This window comes from Streptomyces sp. NPDC038280 (assembly GCF_055600045.1).
The window spans coordinates 120,234-135,996 of sequence record NZ_JBVJYZ010000002.1 but is presented as its reverse complement, the minus strand read 5'-3'; the positions used below and the strand labels follow the sequence as shown (position 1 = coordinate 135,996).

The following is a 15,763-nucleotide window of genomic DNA, read 5'->3' as shown; positions in this document are numbered from 1 at the left end:
TGTGAACTCCTCCCTCCTTGTGCCCTTCTACGACCATCCGGCCGAGCGCCCCGACGCCTGGGCGGCGGTGATCGAGGCGGCGCCCCGGCTGTACGGCGTCGTGCTCAACCCCGCGAGCGGCGCGGGACCGGCTGCCGACCCGGCCTTCGCCGACGTCGCCGCCCGGCTGCGGAACGCGGGCGTACGCGTCCTCGGCTACACCGACACCGCCTACGGCCGGCGCCCGCACGCCGAGGTCGTCGCCGATCTGCTCCGCCACCGGGACTGGTACGGCGCGGACGGCGCGTTCCTCGACCAGGTGCCGACCGGGTCCGAAGCGCTCGCCCACTACCGGCGCCTCGCGGTCGCGGCCCGAGCGGCGGGCGCCCGCACTCTGGTGTTCAACCACGGGGCGCACCCCGACCCCGCGTACGCCGCCCTCGCCGAGCTGCTGGTCACCTTCGAGGGTCCCTGGGACACCTACCGCCGCCTCGACCTCCCCGTCGCCGACCACTACTGCCACCTGGTCTACGCGGCCCCACCGGACGCCCGGATCACCACACCGGTCCACTGCTCCGTCCCCGGTGCGGGAGCGCACCCCTGGGGCACCCTGCCGCACCGCCTGGAGCCTGCCCGATGAGACGCCCGCGGATCCTCGCGGCCTTCCTCGCCGCCCTGCTGCTGCTCGCCGGCTGCACGAGCGGTGACCCCGACGACCCCAAGGGGCCGGCGGGGGAGCGCTGGCTGCCGAAGCCGCGGACGGCCTGGCAGTGGCAGCTCAGCGGACGCCTCGACACGAGCGTGGACGTTCCGGTCTACGACATCGACGCCTTCGACCACCCGGCCTCCACGGTCGCGCGGCTGCACCGCGACGGCCGCAAGGTGATCTGTTACGTCTCCACCGGAGCCTGGGAGGACTTCCGGCCGGACGCGGACCGCTTCCCCTCGTCCGTCCTCGGCCGGGGCAACGGCTGGAAGGGCGAACGCTGGCTCGACATCCGCCGCACGGACGTGCTCGAACCCCTGATGGCCGAGCGCCTCGACATGTGCCGGAAGAAGGGCTTCGACGCGGTGGAACCCGACAACATGGACGGCTACAAGAACGCCACCGGCTTCACGCTGACCGCCGCCGACCAGCTCCGCTACAACCGCCTGATCGCCCGTCTGGCCCATGCCCGGGGCCTCTCGGTGGGCCTCAAGAACGACCTGGACCAGATCCCGCAGCTCGTCGGCGACTTCGACTTCGCGGTCAACGAACAGTGTGCCCAGTACAAGGAGTGCACCACGCTCAGCCCGTTCGTCACGGCGGGCAAGGCGGTCTTCCACGTGGAGTACGAACTGTCCACGCGCGCGTTCTGCCCGCAGTCGCGGAAGCTGGGACTCAGCTCGATGCTGAAGAAGTACGAGTTGGGGGCGTGGCGGCAGGCCTGCTAGGAGTGCCCCGTCCCCTTCAGCCCGCCTCTCCCTGACCGGTGACGACGTAGCAGGTGGCGCGGCCGCCGCCCGGCTCCGACCACTCGCGTGCGGACGCCCACGTGAACCAGAACCGGTCGGTGCTCGCGGATCGGTCGCACTCCTTCTCCGCCTGCTTCCGTGCCTTCTCGGTGCCCGGGTAGTCCCCGTCGAGCGAGGCCTGCGCGAAGACCTGGCCGTCGTGCCGGCCGGCGCACGGGACACGGACGACCATCCGGCTGTGCCGCAGGCCGGTGTTGAAGTCCAGGCATTCACCCGCCCTGGCGTCGAAGCTGGAGATCACCGCGGCGCCCGCGTCCAGGATCCGCCCCGGCGGCGAGGCGGAGGCGGCCGGCTTCGACGTGCCGAAGCCGTCGAGGGAGAGCTCGACGCGCACCCCCGTCACCTCGGCGAGGGCGCTGGGGGTCACCCTCGTGTCCCCCTTCTTCGCGAGGACGGACGACACGTCGGCCACGGCGTGGGTGATCCTGCCGTCGCTGTCCACGTCCAGGGTCACCGGGACGGTGGACCCGTCGTCGCGGAGGGGGATCGGGGCGAACTCCTGCCGCAGGTCGTACGGGAAGAGGTTCATGGCGACGATGCGGGAGAAGTCGGCCCGGTAGGTCCGGCCCGCCGTCCCCTGCTGCGAGGTCGCCTCGGCGCCGCTCAGTGCCTCCAGGAGCGTGCCGCCGACGGGCGCCTCGGTGCCGCGCAGATGGGTGATCGAGTCGATGCCCCAGAGCGGTTTCGCGTCGGCCGCCCCGTAGCTCAGCCAGTAGGCCGAGGACGCGGCCCGGTAGCGGATGGTCTGGTTGTCGACGACGTACCGGCCGGACGCGTCGGCGGTCCCGCGCCCCTGCGTCGCGCCGAGGACCGCCTCCCTGGTCTCCGTGGGGAAGCCGCTCGGCACCTTCCAGGAGCTCGTCGCCTCGCCCCGGCCGCTCGCGAAGTCCAGTCTGCCCGTGAGCGTCTGGACCACCGTGCCCTTCTTCGACGTGAACGTCACCGTCTGGGTGAATCCCGCGCTGCCCGCTTTCTGGGTCCGGCGCACCGCCAGGAAGACCTGGCGGCCGAGGGGCTGCGAGAAGACGGGGTGCGAGGAGGGGGCGGCCTTCGGCTTGTCGCCGCCGTCACAGGCGGAGAGGCACAGAGCGGTGGCGGCGAGAGCGGCGACGAGCGCGGGCGAACGTGTGATCACGGCTTCATGACCCGCGCGCCGAGCGGAAGGTTGCCCTCCACAACGTCACGGAACGATCACCTCAGCGCACGGTTGGCGCAGGGTCACGTCAGAAAATGACCAGCTCGGCGAAACGAGCACCTCGACGACCGGTCACCCCAGCGTCAGTGCCACCAGCGCGACCGTCGCCGCAGTCTCCTCCACCGCGCCGAACACGTCGCCCGTCACCCCGCCGAACCGCCGCACGCAGCGCCGCAGCAGCAGCTCGGCCGCCAGCAGCGCGGCCGCCGCCGCGAGGAGCGCCCGTAGGGGCCCGTACGCGTCGAGGACAGTGCCCGACACCGCGCACGCCGCGAGGACCAGGACGGTCACGGCGGCGGCGGGACCCGCGGGGACCGTTCCCGCGACCATCGCGCCCAGGCCTTCGGGGCGGGCCGCCGGGACGCCCGTGCGGGAGGCGAGGGTCAGGGCGAGGCGGGAGACGGTGGCCGCGAGGGCGGCGGCCACCAGTCCGTGGGCCCACCCCTCGCCGTACAGCTCGAACAGCGCCGCGACCTGGGCCAGCAGGAAGAAGAGCAGTGTGATCACACCGAACGGTCCGATGTCCGACTGCTTCATGATCCGCAGCGCGTCCTCGGCGGGCCGCGCGCTGCCCAGGCCGTCGGCCGTGTCCGCGAGGCCGTCCAGATGCAGCCCCCGGGTCATCGCCGCCGGGACGGCCACCGAGAGGACGGCGGCGAGCAGCGGGCCCGCGCCGAGCAGCAGGGCGAGGCCACCGGCCGCCGCCGCGGCGAGGCCCACCACGAGTCCCGCCACCGGCGCGCGGAGCATCCCGGCGCGCGCCGCGTCCCGGTCCCAGCGGGTGACACGGGCGGGGAGCACGGTGAGCGTGCCGAAGGCGAAGCGGATGCCGTCCATTCGGGGCAGAGTAGTCGCCGTACGGCCCGGCTAAATTACGCATAACGCGCACATGGGAAGCGGGTGGCATGGGTCACTGGTTCTATCGCAACGTCGTCGAGCCCGGGAAGCTGCCGCTGCTGCTCGCCCTGGCCTCCTTCGTGCTGACGTTCCTGCTCACCCGGACCGTCACCCGGCTGATCCGGGCGGGGAAGGGCCCGTTCGGGAACGTGAGTTCCGGCGGGCTCCACATCCACCATGTGGTGCCCGGGGTGATCCTCACGGTCATCGGCGGTTTCGGCGCGGTCGCCACCGGCCGGGAGGGGTGGGCCGCCGGCTTCTTCGCCGTCGTCTTCGGGCTCGGGGCGGGTCTGGTGCTCGACGAGTTCGCCCTGATCCTGCACCTCGACGACGTGTACTGGAGCGATCAGGGCCGCAAGAGCGTCGAGGTCGTCGTACTGACCGCCGCGCTGGTGACGCTGGTGCTGGGCGGCTTCTCGCCGCTCGGGGTCAATGAGCTCAGCGCCGGCGAGCGGGAGAACCGGGCCACCGTGATCCTCACCCTCGCGGTGAACTTCCTCTTCGTCCTCGCCGCCCTCTTCAAGGGCAAGTTCAGGCTGGCGATCATCGGCACCCTGGTGCCGTTCGTCGCCATTTTCGGAGCCCTCCGGCTCGCCCGCCCCGGCTCCTTGTGGGCCCGCCGGATCTACCGCCGGCGGCCCAAGGCGCGCGCCCGCGCAGGGCTGCGCGCCTACCATCACGACCGCCGCTGGAACGGGGTCAGTCGCCGCTTCCAGGACCTGATCGGTGGGTTCCAGGAGCGGGTGCCGGGCCACGGCCCACGCCGCCACTGATCCCGTCCCGCTTCCGCTCCCGCCACCCCGAGACCGCGCACACCACCAGGACGGCGGCGATGGCCGCCAGGTGCTCCTTGCCCGCGAGGTTGTTCTTGACCAGCACCTCGATCACCATCGCGAGGGTCACCAGCCCCCCGGTCAGCCACGCCCGGTAGCGCCAGGAGACGAAGACCGCGAGACCGACCACCGCCGCCGACGGACCGGTGTCCACGACCAGGGAGTCCGAGGAGGGCAGCCCCAGGGGGCTGTCCGGCCCGAGCGCGATGCCCACGCGGGCGTACATGGTCCCGGCGAGCGTCGCCAGGTAGGCCAGGGCCAGGGTCCGCCACCGGCCCAGACAGATCTCGGCGATACCGAACACCAGCAGCACCTGCCCGAGCGCGCCCCACACCGGCAGGTCCAGCGCGGGGACGAACAGCGACAGGGGGGTCCGCAGCAGCGCGAGCCACAGCGGATCCTCGGCCCGTACGGAACCCGTGTTCTGGACGGGCTCGTAGCCCCAGTCCTGGTTCTGCACGAGCTGGAGCAGCGCCGTCAGACAGACCGCCGTGAGCGTCATCGGGATCGCGCGCCACCTCCTGGCGACGAGCGCCGCGCGCACGATCTCGTACAACGCCCCCCATTCGCGGCGCGCGAAGGCTCTCAACGCCGGCCCTCCAGATGTCTGCGGTGCAGCCACTTGGGCAGGCCGGGGGCTTCGAGGAAGCCCTCCGCGCGGCCGGCGGCGACGCCGATGCGCAGCAGATCGGCGCTCTTCTCGAAGAGCATGAAGCGGGGCTCCCAGATCGGTCGGTACTTGGCGTTGGCGCGGTACAGCGACTCGATCTGCCACCAGCGGGAGAAGAAGCTGAGCAGCGAGCGCCACAGCCGGAGCACGGGACCGGCCCCGAGCTTCGCACCACGTTCGAAGACCGACCGGAACATCGCGAAGTTGAGCGAGACCTGAGTGATCTTGATCTCCCTCGCCTGCTGGAGGAGTTCGATGACCATGAACTCCATCAGGCCGTTCTCGGAGTCCCGGTCACGCCGCATCAGATCCAGCGACAAGCCCTCGGGGCCCCACGGGACGAACGACAGCACCGCCCGCAGGTCGCCCCGGGCATCCGTGCACTCGAGCATCACGCACCGCCCGTCGGCCGGGTCGCCGAGCCGTCCGAGCGCCATCGAGAAGCCGCGCTCGGTGGCGCCGTCGCGCCAGTCGTCGGCCTTCCGCAGCAGCTCGGCCATCTCGTCGGCGGGGATGTCCTCGTGACGGCGGATCCGCACCCGGTACCCGGCCCGCCTCACCCGGTTGTACGCCTGCCTGACCGTGCGCATCGCCCGGCCGTCCAGGGTGAACTCGGCGGTCTCCACGATCGCCTCGTCGCCCAGCTCCAGGGCGTCCAGGCCGTGCCGTGCGTAGATCGTCCCGGCCTCCTCGCTCGCGCCCATCACGGCCGGGATCCAGCCGTGCTCGCGCGACTCGGCCAGCCACGGCTCGATCGCCCCCGGCCAGGCCTCCGGGTCGCCGATCGGGTCACCCGACGCGAGCGAGACCCCGCCGACCACGCGGTAGACGACGGCGGCCTTCTCGCTGGCCGACCACACCGCGCTCTTCTCGCGGCGCAGCGCGAAGTAACCGAGGGAGTCGCGCTCCCCCTGTTTGTCGAGGAGCGCGCGCAGCTTCTCCTCGTCCTCCTCGGAGAGCGGATCGACGGCCCGGCGCGAGCGGAACGCCGCGAACAGCACGGCGAACAGCAACAGCGTGGACAGGACGTTGATGGTGACATCGACCCAGCCGGGAGTGGCGATGCCCGCGACCCCGGAGTCGTCGGGCACGAGCGTCACCAGCCGCATCACGCCGTAGCGCCACCGGTCGAGGAAGCCCGCTGAGGAGGTCGCTGTGTTGGTGACGGTGACCAGGACGGCCGCGAGCAGCGAGGCCACGAGCAGCCCGGCGGCCGCCACGGCGGCCGCGAGACGGGGGTTGGACCGGTCGCCCCGCGCGTAGAACTCCTTGCGGCCGAGCAGCAGTGCGAGGACGAAGGCGGCGGTGAGGACCAGGGAGAGCCAGTTCTGCGGGTAGCGCCGGATCTCGGGGAAGGCCATCGCGAAGGCGAAGAGCAGCAGGAACAGCCCGCTGAGCACGGTGTTGAGGATCCACGCGGCACGCTTGCGGCGGCGCATGGTGATCGCGAGGAAGAGCGTGAAGGCGCCGGAGGCGAAGCCCGCCGTCAGCAGGTACGGGGTGAAGTAGTCGTCCGTGTTGTGCCGGCGCAGGTCCTGGCCGAAGGAGACCCAGACGGCGCTCAGGAAGTTGATGAACGTGACGACGCGCAGGTACCAGACGGCGAACGCGGCGGCGCGTCGCGAGCGACGGCTGCTCCGGGGCGCCCCTTCGGCGGTCGTACGGTCGGCACGAACGGCGCGGTCGGTAGACAAAAGGACCTCTCCCATGAAACGTGATCATATGGGGCATCACATGTCATGACGGACGCCGGTCCGGCCGCCGACGACGAGTGGCGGCCGTACCGGCGCTCGGTCCGTTACTCCTCCGCCTTGTCCTCTGTCACGTCCTCCGCCTTCTGCTCCGCCGCCGGGGGCTCCGGCAGTTCGGGCAGCTCCGCGGCGAGCGCGGCGGAAGCCTGGACAAGGGGAAGGGCCAGCAGTGCCCCGGTTCCCTCTCCCACAGTGACGCCGTGGTCGAGCAGGGGGTTGAGTGCCATCCGGTCCAGCGCCTTCACCTGCGCCGGCTCACCGGTCACCTGTCCCGCCAGCCACCAGTCCGGCGCCCGGAACGCGGCCCGCTGGGCCACCAGCGCGCAGGCCGCCGAGACCACACCGTCCAGAATGACCGGCATCCGCCGCACCGCGCTCTGCAGCAGGAATCCGGTCGTCGCCGCCAGATCCGCGCCGCCGACCGCCGCCAGCAGCTCCAGCTGGTCGCCGAGCACGGGACGGGCCCGCCGCAACGCGTCACGGATCGCCGCGCACTTGCGCATCCAGGCCAGATCGTCGATGCCCGCGCCCCCGCGCCCGGTCACCACCGAGGCGTCCGTGCCGCACAGCGCCGCGATCAGCGCCGAGGCGGGCGTGGTGCCGCCCACGCTCAGATCGCCGAGCACCACCAGGTCGGTGCCCGAGTCGGCCTCCTCGTCGGCGATCGCCATGCCGAGGCGCACCGCACGCTCGGCCTCCTCGGCGCTCAGGGCGTCCTCGATGTCGATACGGCCGCTGCCGCGCCGCACCCGGTGGCGCACCACATCGGCGGGCAGCAGCTCCGGGTCGCAGTCCAGACCCGCGTCGACCACCCGCACCGGAACGTTCATGCGCCGGGCCAGGACCGCGACCGGGCTCGCGCCGTCCAGCACGGACCGTACGAGCTCATGGGCCGTCCCGGCCGGCCGGCCCGAGACACCGAGACGCGCCACACCGTGGTCGCCGGCGAACAGCACCACACGTGGCTGTTCGATCGCCTTGACCGGTACCGAGGCCTGCGCGGCCGAGAGCCACTCGCCCAGCTCGTCGAGCCGCCCGAGCGTGCCGGGGGCCACGGCCAGGCGCGCACGGCGCTCCTCGGCGTCGCGGCGCATCCCGTTGTCGGGGCGTTCGATCAGGTCGGAGAAGTCGTCCAGGTTCACAGGGTTCCGCCTTGAGACGTCATCAGCAGCCAGCACATTCGTCGAACAGTACCGGCAGCCCGCGTCCGCCCGCGGAGTCGGCGGAGTCAGCCGCGCAGCGGCAGCGCCTGACCCGAGACGACCAGCAGGACGTGCTCGCACTCATCGGCGAAGGCGGCGTTCAACCGGCCCAGTTCGTCACGGAACCGGCGGCCCGACGCCGTGGCGGGCACCACCCCGGAACCGACCTCGTTCGTCACCGCGACGATGGTCCGGGGCGTCGCCCGCACCGCCGCCACCAGCTCGTCCACGCGCTCCCGCAGGGCGTCCTGACCGCCCTTCAGCCAGGTGTCGTCGTCCCAGGCGCCCGCCCGGTCCATCGCGTCCGTGAGCCACAGCGACAGACAGTCGATCAGCAGCGCGGGCCCCTCGCCGGTGAGGAGCGGGACCAGGTCGCAGGTCTCGGCCGTACGCCAGGAGGACGGCCGGCGCTCGCGGTGCAGGCTCACCCGGGACGCCCACTCGGCGTCCCCGTCCCGGCTGCCGCCCGTCGCCACGTACACCACCTCGGGAAACGTCTCCAGGCGCCGCTCCGCCTCCAGCGACTTGCCCGATCTGGCCCCGCCCGTCACGAGCGTGCGCCGGGGCACGTCGGGCACGTCCTGGTACTCGCCGACGAGCAGCGTGGTCCCGTCCGGGACGGCCCGCGCCCCGGCCGCCGCCAGCCGCCTGGCCAGCTCGGGCCCCGGCGGCACGTCGTGGTCCAGGTGCACGGCGACGACATCCGTCGCCGGACCGACGGCGCCCGTGGCCCGCAGCCGCGCCAGGCCGTCGGGCCGGCCGGTCACATCGGCGACGACCATGTCGTACGTGCGGTGGTCGTCCGGCAGCCCCGCCGGGGCGCCGCCCGGCGGCAGATAGAGCAGCCGTTCGCCCTCCGGCGAGGTCACCTCGTACCCCGTGCCCGGCGAGTCCATCGCCACCGCCCGCACCCGGTGCCCGCTGATCAGCGTCAACTCCGCGCCGTCCGGCACCCGCCCGGCGGCCGGCAGCGCGGCGGGCAGCTCCATGGCGGGCCCCTCGTGCGGATGCGTCAGCAGCACCTGCCGCACGCCCACGAGCGAATGCCCCGACCGGGCGGCGGCCAGCGCGGCCCCAGGTGTCAGATCGAGCAGCAGCGCACCGTCCACGAGCAGCGCGGTGGCGGCCCGCGCGAACGCGCCTCGGGCGGACGCGCACGCGGCGCAGGGGCAGTCGGGGCGGGGGAGCCCGCCGGGGGCTCCGGTGCCGAGCAGAGTCAGTTCCACGAGAACGATCCTCCCGCGTCACCGCGCCGGGTGCGCGCCCGGCTACGCTGCGGGCAGGAAACTGATCACCTGGCGGGACTCGGGAGGCGGACATGGCATGGACGTGGCGGTTCGAGAAGTCCGACGGGACGGAGGTCCAGCCGGCCGTGGAGCCGGAGGAGTTCACGACGCAGGGGGACGCGGAGTCGTGGATCGGTGAGACCTGGAAGGCCCTGCTGGACGGCGGGGCGACGCAGGTGACGCTGTTCGAGGACGCGACGAAGATCTACGGCCCGATGAGTCTGAACCCTGAGTCGTAGGCAGCGGCCCTGCTCGCGCCGGGGCCTCCTGCCCGGAGACCCCGGCGCCCCGCCGGACCCGTAGCCCCGTCAGATCTCGCCCAGGACGACCGCGGCCGTCCTCGAGGCTCCTCCGCGTGTGTAGGCCACGGTGACCTTCTGGCCCGGCTCGGCGGAGGCCAGCGCCTCCGAGAGGGAGGTGATCGTCGTGATCGGCTCGGAGCCGAGCTTGGTGATGATGTCCCCGGGCCGCAGCCCCGCCTTCTCGGCCGCGCCGCCCCGCGTCACCTCGACGATGGCCACCCCGGCCGGCTGGTAGGCGTCGTCGAGCACCGTACGGCCGGTGATGTTCAGTGCCGCCCGGCCCGAGTCCGTCACCTTGCCGTCCTTGACGATCTGGTCGGCGACGGTCCTGACCATCGACACCGGGATCGCGAAGCCGATGCCCGGCGCCGCGCTGCCGCCCAGCTCAGGGTCGGTCGCCGCGAGCGTCGGGATGCCGATGATCTCGCCGTCCAGGTTCACCAGCGCGCCCCCGCTGTTGCCCGGGTTGATCGCGGCCGAGGTCTGCACCATGTTGGCGATGGTCGCGCCCGTGCCGCCGGCCGTCCGGCCCTCGCTGACCGTCCGGCCGGTGCCCGACACGATGCCCTGGGTGACACTGCTGGACAGACCGAGCGGCGATCCCATCGCCAGGACGATCTGCCCGGCCTCCACCTTGGAGGAGTCGCCGAACTTCGCCGGCTTGAGCCCCTGCGGCACGTCGTCCAGCTTGATGACCGCGAGATCCTGGTCGGGATAGCTGGAGACGAGCTTCGCGGTCAGCGCGGCCCCGCCCGTGGCGACGGTGACCTTGAAGGTCCGCTCCTCGCCCACCACATGCGCGTTGGTGACGATGTGTCCCTTGGCGTCGTAGATGATTCCGGACCCGAGGCTGTTGCCCGCCTCGATCTGCACGACCGACGGCAGCACGTCCTTGATCACGGTCTGGTAGTCGGTCTCCAGCTCGTTGTCGGCCATCGGGGCCGCCGCCTGCGTCGAGGGCCGGCCCGCCTCCTCGGCGGAGCCGCCGGAGCAGCCCGCGACAAGGGCGACGGCGCAGACAGCCGCCGTCAGGGGCGGCAGGGCGCGGGCACTGTGTCGGACGAGCGCAGAGGAATCCATGCCTGAAGTGTCACTTCGGTCCCCCCGACACGTCCTGACTTAGACCGCCGATCAGGCGTCGGTCGTCCCGCCACCGCTTTCAGCCGCGCACGCCGCACAGATGCAGCAGCGCCGCGATCCTGCGGTACGGCTCCGTGCGCCCCGCCCGGTCCTCGGCCGCCAGCAGCCGCTCCAGCTCCGCGGCGGCGGGCAGCCCCACGTCGTTCGGCACACCGTCGGTGAAGACCCGTACGCCGTACCAGGCGTGCAGGGGCGCCGCGATCCCGGCGAGCGTCGAGGTCAGCGCGTCCAACCGGTCGGCGCGGACCTTCTGGCCCAGCCGGTCGGCGTACGTGTCCGAGTCGAAGGCGGCGGTCGCGCCGGCCCAGTCCCCTGCCAGGCCCGGCCGCATGGCCAGCGCCTCCGCGTTCCGTACGACCAGGGACAGCAGGCCGCCGGGCGCCAGCATCCGGGCCAGGCCCGCGAGCAGCGCGTCCGGCTCGTTCACGTACATCAGCACGCCGTGGCAGAGAACCACGTCGAAGCTGCCCGGCAGGAAGTGCACCCCGGTCTCACGGCCGTCGCCCTCGATCAGCCGGACCCGCTCGCGGATGCCGGCGGGCTCGGTGGCGAGGGCCTCACGGGCCGCCTTCAGCAGTTCCGCGTCGGCCTCCAGGCCGGTCACGGTGTGTCCACCCCTGGCCAGACGCAGGGCCTGGGTGCCCTGGCCCATGCCGACGTCGAGTATCCGCAGCCGCTGCCCCACGGGGTAGCGGGCGGCTATCTGCTCGTCGAGCTGGCGGGCGACGAGCTCCTGGCGGACGGTGTCGCGCAGCCCGCCGGAGCCGGCCGCCCAGTGCGCCGGAGCGCCTCCGAAGCCGGAGAGCTCACCGGGCGTGCCGGTCTCACCGGAGTCGCATAGGTGGGTGCTCAGGGCCGCTCTCCGCGCTTGACCTGGGGCTTCGGCAGCCGCAGTCGACGCATCTGGAGCGTACGCATCAGGCCGTAGGCGACAGCGCCGCGCTTCGACTCGTTCGGGAAGCGCTCGTTCAGCTGCTTCCTGAGCCGGATCGTGATGCCGATCGAGTCGATGACGATCATCACGATCACACCGAGCCACAGCAGCAGCGAGATGTTCTGCAGCTGACCGACCCTGATCATGGACAGGACCAGGATCACCACGGCCATCGGGAGGAAGAACTCCGCGATGCAGAAGCGCGAGTCGACGAAGTCGCGCACGAAGCGGCGGACCGGGCCCTTGTCGCGAGCCGGCAGATAACGCTCGTCACCGCTGGCCAGCGCCTCGCGCTGCTTGGCGAGATCGACACGGCGGGCCTCGCGCTGGCGGCGCATGGCCTCCTTGCGGTCGGTCGGTGCCGTCGACGTACGGCGGCGCTGGGTCTGGGCCTCACTCCGCTTCGGGGTCGGGCGGCCCTTGGGGGCCTCGGGGTCGCGGGGCTGCTTGGAGAGGTCCGCCGTCACCTTGTCGGTGGGGGCCTTCTCTTCCTTGGAACGGCTACGGAACACAAAACCCAAGGGTACGGGGTAGGACGCATGGACCCCACCCCGGCGGGGAACGATCCGGCAACGAGCTGCGTCCCTACCAGCGTCCGTACCGGGCCAGAACGGACGGCACCGCACGGGATCCCTGAGGGCCGCCTACTCCTCGCGCCGGAGCGGACCCCGTACGCAGTCGTCCTTGGGGAGGAGCACATCCGTCCTCGAACAGTGCGGTAATGGATGCAGGGCCCGTACTGTGGGTTCTGTTGGAGTGCTTGAGCCGAGTCCGTCAGAAGGGGGCGCGCGAAGCCCATGAGCGGTGTCATGAAGCGTATGGGGATGATCTTCCGCGCGAAGGCAAACAAGGCCCTTGACCGGGCCGAGGATCCGCGCGAGACCCTCGATTACTCCTACCAGAAGCAGCTGGAGCTGCTCCAGAAGGTGCGCCGGGGCGTCGCCGACGTGGCGACCTCGCGCAAGCGCCTGGAGCTGCAGCTGAACCAGCTCCAGGGCCAGTCCTCCAAGCTGGAGGACCAGGGCCGCAAGGCGCTGGCGCTCGGCCGCGAGGACCTGGCGCGCGAGGCGCTGTCCCGCAGGGCGGCGCTGCAGCAGCAGGTCACCGACCTCGAGGTGCAGCACCAGACACTGCAGGGCGAGGAGGAGAAGCTGACGCTCGCGGCGCAGCGGCTCCAGGCCAAGGTCGACGCCTTCCGCACGAAGAAGGAGACCATCAAGGCCACGTACACGGCGGCGCAGGCGCAGACCCGGATCGCGGAGTCCTTCTCCGGCATCTCGGAGGAGATGAGCGACGTCGGCGTCGCGATCCAGCGCGCCGAGGACAAGACCGCGCAGCTGCAGGCGCGGGCCGGCGCGATCGACGAGCTCCTCGCCTCGGGCGCGCTCGACGACCAGTCCGGCCTCCAGAAGGACGACATCCAGGCGGAGCTCGACCGGCTGTCCGGCGGTACGGACGTGGAGCTGGAGCTCCAGCGGATGAAGGCGGAGCTGGCCGGGGGCCCGACGTCGCAGCAGGCCATCGAAGGCGGCGCGGCCGGCGGGGCGACCCCGCAGGACCAGCCCCAGCAGTCCTCCCACCCGAAGTTCGACAAGCAGTAAGGGACGGCGTCATGATCGTGAGGATCATGGGGGAGGGCCAGGTGAGGCTGGCCGACAGCCACCTCGCCGAACTGGACAAGCTCGACGACGAGCTGCTGCGGGAGATGCAGGGGGGCGACGACGACGGATTCCGCCGCACGCTCCACGCACTCCTGCACCGGGTCCGTGAGCTGGGCGACCCGCTCCCGGACGACGCCCTGGAACCCTCCGAACTGATCCTCCCGGCCCCGGACGCGACCCTCGAAGAGGTGCGCGCCATGCTGGGCGACGAGGGTCTGATCCCCTCCTTCTGACCGGCCCCACCTCCAACACCCGCAGCGCCCCCGAGGCCCCAGGCCACGGGGGCGCTGCGGTTCGAGGGGAGGGGCGCCCACGGCCGCTCCGCGCACGCCGTACCGTTGCTTGGCGTGACGACCTCGACCGCCCTCGGCAGTGGGCTCACGCGGACCCGGTGCTGGCTGCGGGCGCACCCGCTCGCCTTCGACGGGGGCCTGGCCCTCGCCGTGCTCGTGTGCATGGTGGCCGGGTCGTTCGCCGACCCGCACGGGCCGCACGGGCCGACCTTCGGGACCCGGACGCCGGAGATCCGCAGCCTGCTGCTGATGCTGCTCGGGGCCGGCGCGCTCGTACTGCGGCGGCGCAACCCGCTCGGCGTGCTCCTCTTCACCGGCGCCGTCAGCGTCGTCGAACTGGTGGCCGGCGGCGACCCGCCCGCCCCGGTCGCGATGAGCGCGGTCATCGCGCTCTACACGGTCGCCGCCCGTACCGACCGCCCCACCACCTGGCGCGTCGGCCTGCTCACGATGGCCGTGCTCACCGGCGCCGCGATGTTCTTCGGCACCACCCCCTGGTACACCCAGGAGAACCTCGGCATCTTCGCCTGGACCGGCATGGCCGCGGCCGCCGGGGACGCCGTCCGCAGCCGCCGTGCCTTCGTCGACGCGATACGCGAGCGCGCCGAGCGGGCCGAACGCACCCGGGACGAGGAGGCCAAGCGCCGCGTCGCCGAGGAGCGCCTGCGGATCGCCCGCGACCTCCATGACGTCGTCGCCCACCACATCGCCCTGGTCAACGTCCAGGCCGGCGTCGCGGCCCACGTCATGGACAAGCGTCCCGACCAGGCCAAGGAAGCCCTCGCGCACGTGCGGGACGCCAGCCGCTCCGCCCTGAACGAGCTGCGGGCCACCGTGGGCCTGCTGCGCCAGTCCGGCGACCCGGAGGCCCCCACCGAGCCGGCACCCGGTCTCGGCGTCCTCGACGGACTGCTCGACACCTTCCGGCACGCCGGGCTCCCCGTCGATCTGGCTCGCACCGACCACGACACCCGGCTGCCCGCCGCCGTCGACCTCGCCGCCTACCGGATCATCCAGGAGGCGCTGACCAACGTACGCAAGCACGCAGGCCCGGACGCCAAGGCCGAGGTGAGCGTCGTCCGGGTCGGCAGGACCGTCGAGGTCACCGTCCTCGACAACGGCGCCTCCGAGGCCCCCGGCCGGCAGGCTCCCGGCCGGGACACCGGCGGCCACGGACTCATCGGCATGCGCGAACGCGTCACCGCGCTCGGCGGCACCCTCACCGCCGCCCCCCGCTACGGCGGCGGCTTCCGCGTCCAGGCGATACTGCCCCTCAAGGCCCATCCGGAGGGGGACGCATGACGATCAGGGTGCTGCTCGCCGACGACCAGGCGCTGCTGCGCAGCGCGTTCAAGGTCCTCGTGAACTCCGAGCCCGACATGGAGGTCGTCGGGGAGGCGGCCGACGGGGCCGAGGCCGTCACCCTCGCCCGCTCCGAGAAGGCCGACGTCGTCCTCATGGACATCCGGATGCCGGGCACCGACGGCCTCGCCGCCACCCGCCTGATCAGCGCGGATCCGGAGCTGTCGGACGTACGGGTGGTCATGCTGACCACCTTCGAGGTCGACGAGTACGTCGTGCAGTCGCTGCGCGCGGGCGCCTCCGGCTTCCTCGGAAAGGGCGCGGAGCCGGACGAACTCCTCAGCGCCATCCGGATCGCCGCCGCCGGTGAGGCACTGCTCTCGCCCGTGGCGACCAAGGGACTGATCGCCAAGTTCCTCGCCCAGGGCGGAAGTTCGGAGCCCGGCCAGGATTCCAGCGCCCACTCGGAGCGGCTCGCCGCGCTGACCGTACGGGAACGGGAGGTCCTCGTCCTCGTCGCCGGCGGGCACTCCAACGACGAGATCGCGGACCGCCTGGAAGTCAGCCCGCTCACCGTCAAGACCCATGTGAACCGTGCGATGGCGAAACTCGGCGCGCGCGACCGTGCCCAATTGGTGGTCATCGCGTACGAATCGGGCCTGGTACGTCCAAGGGTGGAGTAGGAGGCGCTGCCGGCGTACTCCAGGCGCGGTATGCGGGACGTAAGGAATCTGGACCTGCGGCCGACGGATACCCCCCGGGAATGGCAGATCGTATAAGCGGGCCATTGGTGCCCACGGACG

General features: G+C 72.3%; 18 protein-coding genes. 9 read left to right on the top strand and 9 right to left on the bottom strand.

All coding sequences use genetic code 11. The features are described from left to right. The first annotated feature begins 1 nt into the window (after position 1). Both ACZ7J0_RS05725 and ACZ7J0_RS05720 read left to right on the top strand, forming a co-directional pair. Complete coding sequence (locus tag ACZ7J0_RS05725) at positions 2–619, top strand: spherulation-specific family 4 protein (protein ID WP_470884362.1); 618 nt, start codon at positions 2–4, stop codon at positions 617–619. Further along, positions 616–1,413, top strand: a complete 798-nt coding sequence (locus tag ACZ7J0_RS05720; protein ID WP_470884360.1) for an endo alpha-1,4 polygalactosaminidase — start codon at positions 616–618, stop codon at positions 1,411–1,413. Before ACZ7J0_RS05725 ends, ACZ7J0_RS05720 begins: the two co-directional genes overlap by 4 nt. Before the next feature lie 16 nt (positions 1,414–1,429). On the opposite strand, the gene ACZ7J0_RS05715 is transcribed toward ACZ7J0_RS05720, so the two are convergent. Then, positions 1,430–2,629 (bottom strand): hypothetical protein, encoded by a 1,200-nt coding sequence (locus tag ACZ7J0_RS05715; protein WP_470884359.1) that lies wholly within the window; start codon positions 2,627–2,629, stop codon positions 1,430–1,432. 132 nt (positions 2,630–2,761) lie between these two features. Beyond that, on the bottom strand, positions 2,762–3,526 hold the full coding sequence (gene cobS, locus ACZ7J0_RS05710) for an adenosylcobinamide-GDP ribazoletransferase (protein WP_470884357.1): 765 nt from the start codon (positions 3,524–3,526) through the stop codon (positions 2,762–2,764). A gap of 68 nt (positions 3,527–3,594) precedes the next feature. Between cobS and ACZ7J0_RS05705 the strand changes: the two genes are divergently transcribed. After that, on the top strand, positions 3,595–4,359 hold the full coding sequence (locus ACZ7J0_RS05705) for a hypothetical protein (protein ID WP_470884356.1): 765 nt from the start codon (positions 3,595–3,597) through the stop codon (positions 4,357–4,359). On the opposite strand, the gene ACZ7J0_RS05700 is transcribed toward ACZ7J0_RS05705, so the two are convergent. The 4 genes from ACZ7J0_RS05700 to ACZ7J0_RS05685 form a co-directional block, all read right to left on the bottom strand. Next, on the bottom strand, positions 4,286–5,008 hold the full coding sequence (locus ACZ7J0_RS05700; RefSeq protein WP_470884354.1) for a hypothetical protein: 723 nt from the start codon (positions 5,006–5,008) through the stop codon (positions 4,286–4,288). The two genes, ACZ7J0_RS05705 and ACZ7J0_RS05700, sit on opposite strands and share 74 nt — an antisense overlap. Continuing rightward, complete coding sequence (locus ACZ7J0_RS05695) at positions 5,005–6,798, bottom strand: phosphatidylglycerol lysyltransferase domain-containing protein (RefSeq protein ID WP_470884352.1); 1,794 nt, start codon at positions 6,796–6,798, stop codon at positions 5,005–5,007. Before ACZ7J0_RS05695 ends, ACZ7J0_RS05700 begins: the two co-directional genes overlap by 4 nt. A gap of 89 nt (positions 6,799–6,887) precedes the next feature. After that, a complete protein-coding gene (gene cobT / locus ACZ7J0_RS05690; protein WP_470884350.1) occupies positions 6,888–7,982 on the bottom strand; it encodes a nicotinate-nucleotide--dimethylbenzimidazole phosphoribosyltransferase in 1,095 nt (364 codons plus the stop codon). An 86-nt stretch (positions 7,983–8,068) separates the two neighbouring features. Next, positions 8,069–9,268, bottom strand: a complete 1,200-nt coding sequence (locus ACZ7J0_RS05685) for a bifunctional adenosylcobinamide kinase/adenosylcobinamide-phosphate guanylyltransferase (protein ID WP_470884348.1) — start codon at positions 9,266–9,268, stop codon at positions 8,069–8,071. A 92-nt stretch (positions 9,269–9,360) separates the two neighbouring features. Between ACZ7J0_RS05685 and ACZ7J0_RS05680 the strand changes: the two genes are divergently transcribed. Continuing rightward, positions 9,361–9,567 carry a hypothetical protein gene (locus tag ACZ7J0_RS05680; protein WP_468705106.1) on the top strand — a complete coding sequence of 69 codons (207 nt, stop codon included), beginning with the start codon at positions 9,361–9,363 and terminating at the stop codon, positions 9,565–9,567. A gap of 69 nt (positions 9,568–9,636) precedes the next feature. Here ACZ7J0_RS05680 and ACZ7J0_RS05675 read toward each other — a convergent pair whose 3' ends face one another. After that, complete coding sequence (locus ACZ7J0_RS05675; RefSeq protein WP_470884346.1) at positions 9,637–10,710, bottom strand: S1C family serine protease; 1,074 nt, start codon at positions 10,708–10,710, stop codon at positions 9,637–9,639. Between the two features lie 79 nt (positions 10,711–10,789). Beyond that, entirely contained in the window at positions 10,790–11,473 is a 684-nt protein-coding gene (locus ACZ7J0_RS05670) for a class I SAM-dependent methyltransferase (RefSeq protein WP_470885141.1), read from the bottom strand. Between ACZ7J0_RS05670 and ACZ7J0_RS05665 the strand changes: the two genes are divergently transcribed. Then, complete coding sequence (locus ACZ7J0_RS05665; RefSeq protein WP_470885183.1) at positions 11,378–11,611, top strand: hypothetical protein; 234 nt, start codon at positions 11,378–11,380, stop codon at positions 11,609–11,611. The genes ACZ7J0_RS05670 and ACZ7J0_RS05665 overlap by 96 nt on opposite strands. Before the next feature lie 8 nt (positions 11,612–11,619). Here ACZ7J0_RS05665 and ACZ7J0_RS05660 read toward each other — a convergent pair whose 3' ends face one another. After that, positions 11,620–12,216, bottom strand: coding sequence for a DUF3043 domain-containing protein (locus ACZ7J0_RS05660; protein WP_470884344.1), 597 nt, complete (start codon positions 12,214–12,216; stop codon positions 11,620–11,622). Positions 12,217–12,501: 285 nt separating this feature from the next. Between ACZ7J0_RS05660 and ACZ7J0_RS05655 the strand changes: the two genes are divergently transcribed. The 4 genes from ACZ7J0_RS05655 (at position 12,502) to ACZ7J0_RS05640 (ending at position 15,643) form a co-directional block, all read left to right on the top strand. Next, positions 12,502–13,305: a PspA/IM30 family protein gene (locus tag ACZ7J0_RS05655; protein ID WP_470884342.1), complete on the top strand. Its 804-nt coding sequence runs from the start codon at positions 12,502–12,504 to the stop codon at positions 13,303–13,305. A gap of 11 nt (positions 13,306–13,316) precedes the next feature. Beyond that, positions 13,317–13,598 (top strand): PspA-associated protein PspAA, encoded by a 282-nt coding sequence (gene pspAA, locus ACZ7J0_RS05650; protein ID WP_470884340.1) that lies wholly within the window; start codon positions 13,317–13,319, stop codon positions 13,596–13,598. Between the two features lie 105 nt (positions 13,599–13,703). Next, a complete protein-coding gene (locus ACZ7J0_RS05645) occupies positions 13,704–14,960 on the top strand; it encodes a sensor histidine kinase (protein WP_470884338.1) in 1,257 nt (418 codons plus the stop codon). Continuing rightward, positions 14,957–15,643, top strand: coding sequence for a response regulator (locus ACZ7J0_RS05640; RefSeq protein WP_470884336.1), 687 nt, complete (start codon positions 14,957–14,959; stop codon positions 15,641–15,643). The genes ACZ7J0_RS05645 and ACZ7J0_RS05640 overlap by 4 nt, the downstream gene beginning before the upstream one ends. Positions 15,644–15,763 lie beyond the last annotated feature (120 nt).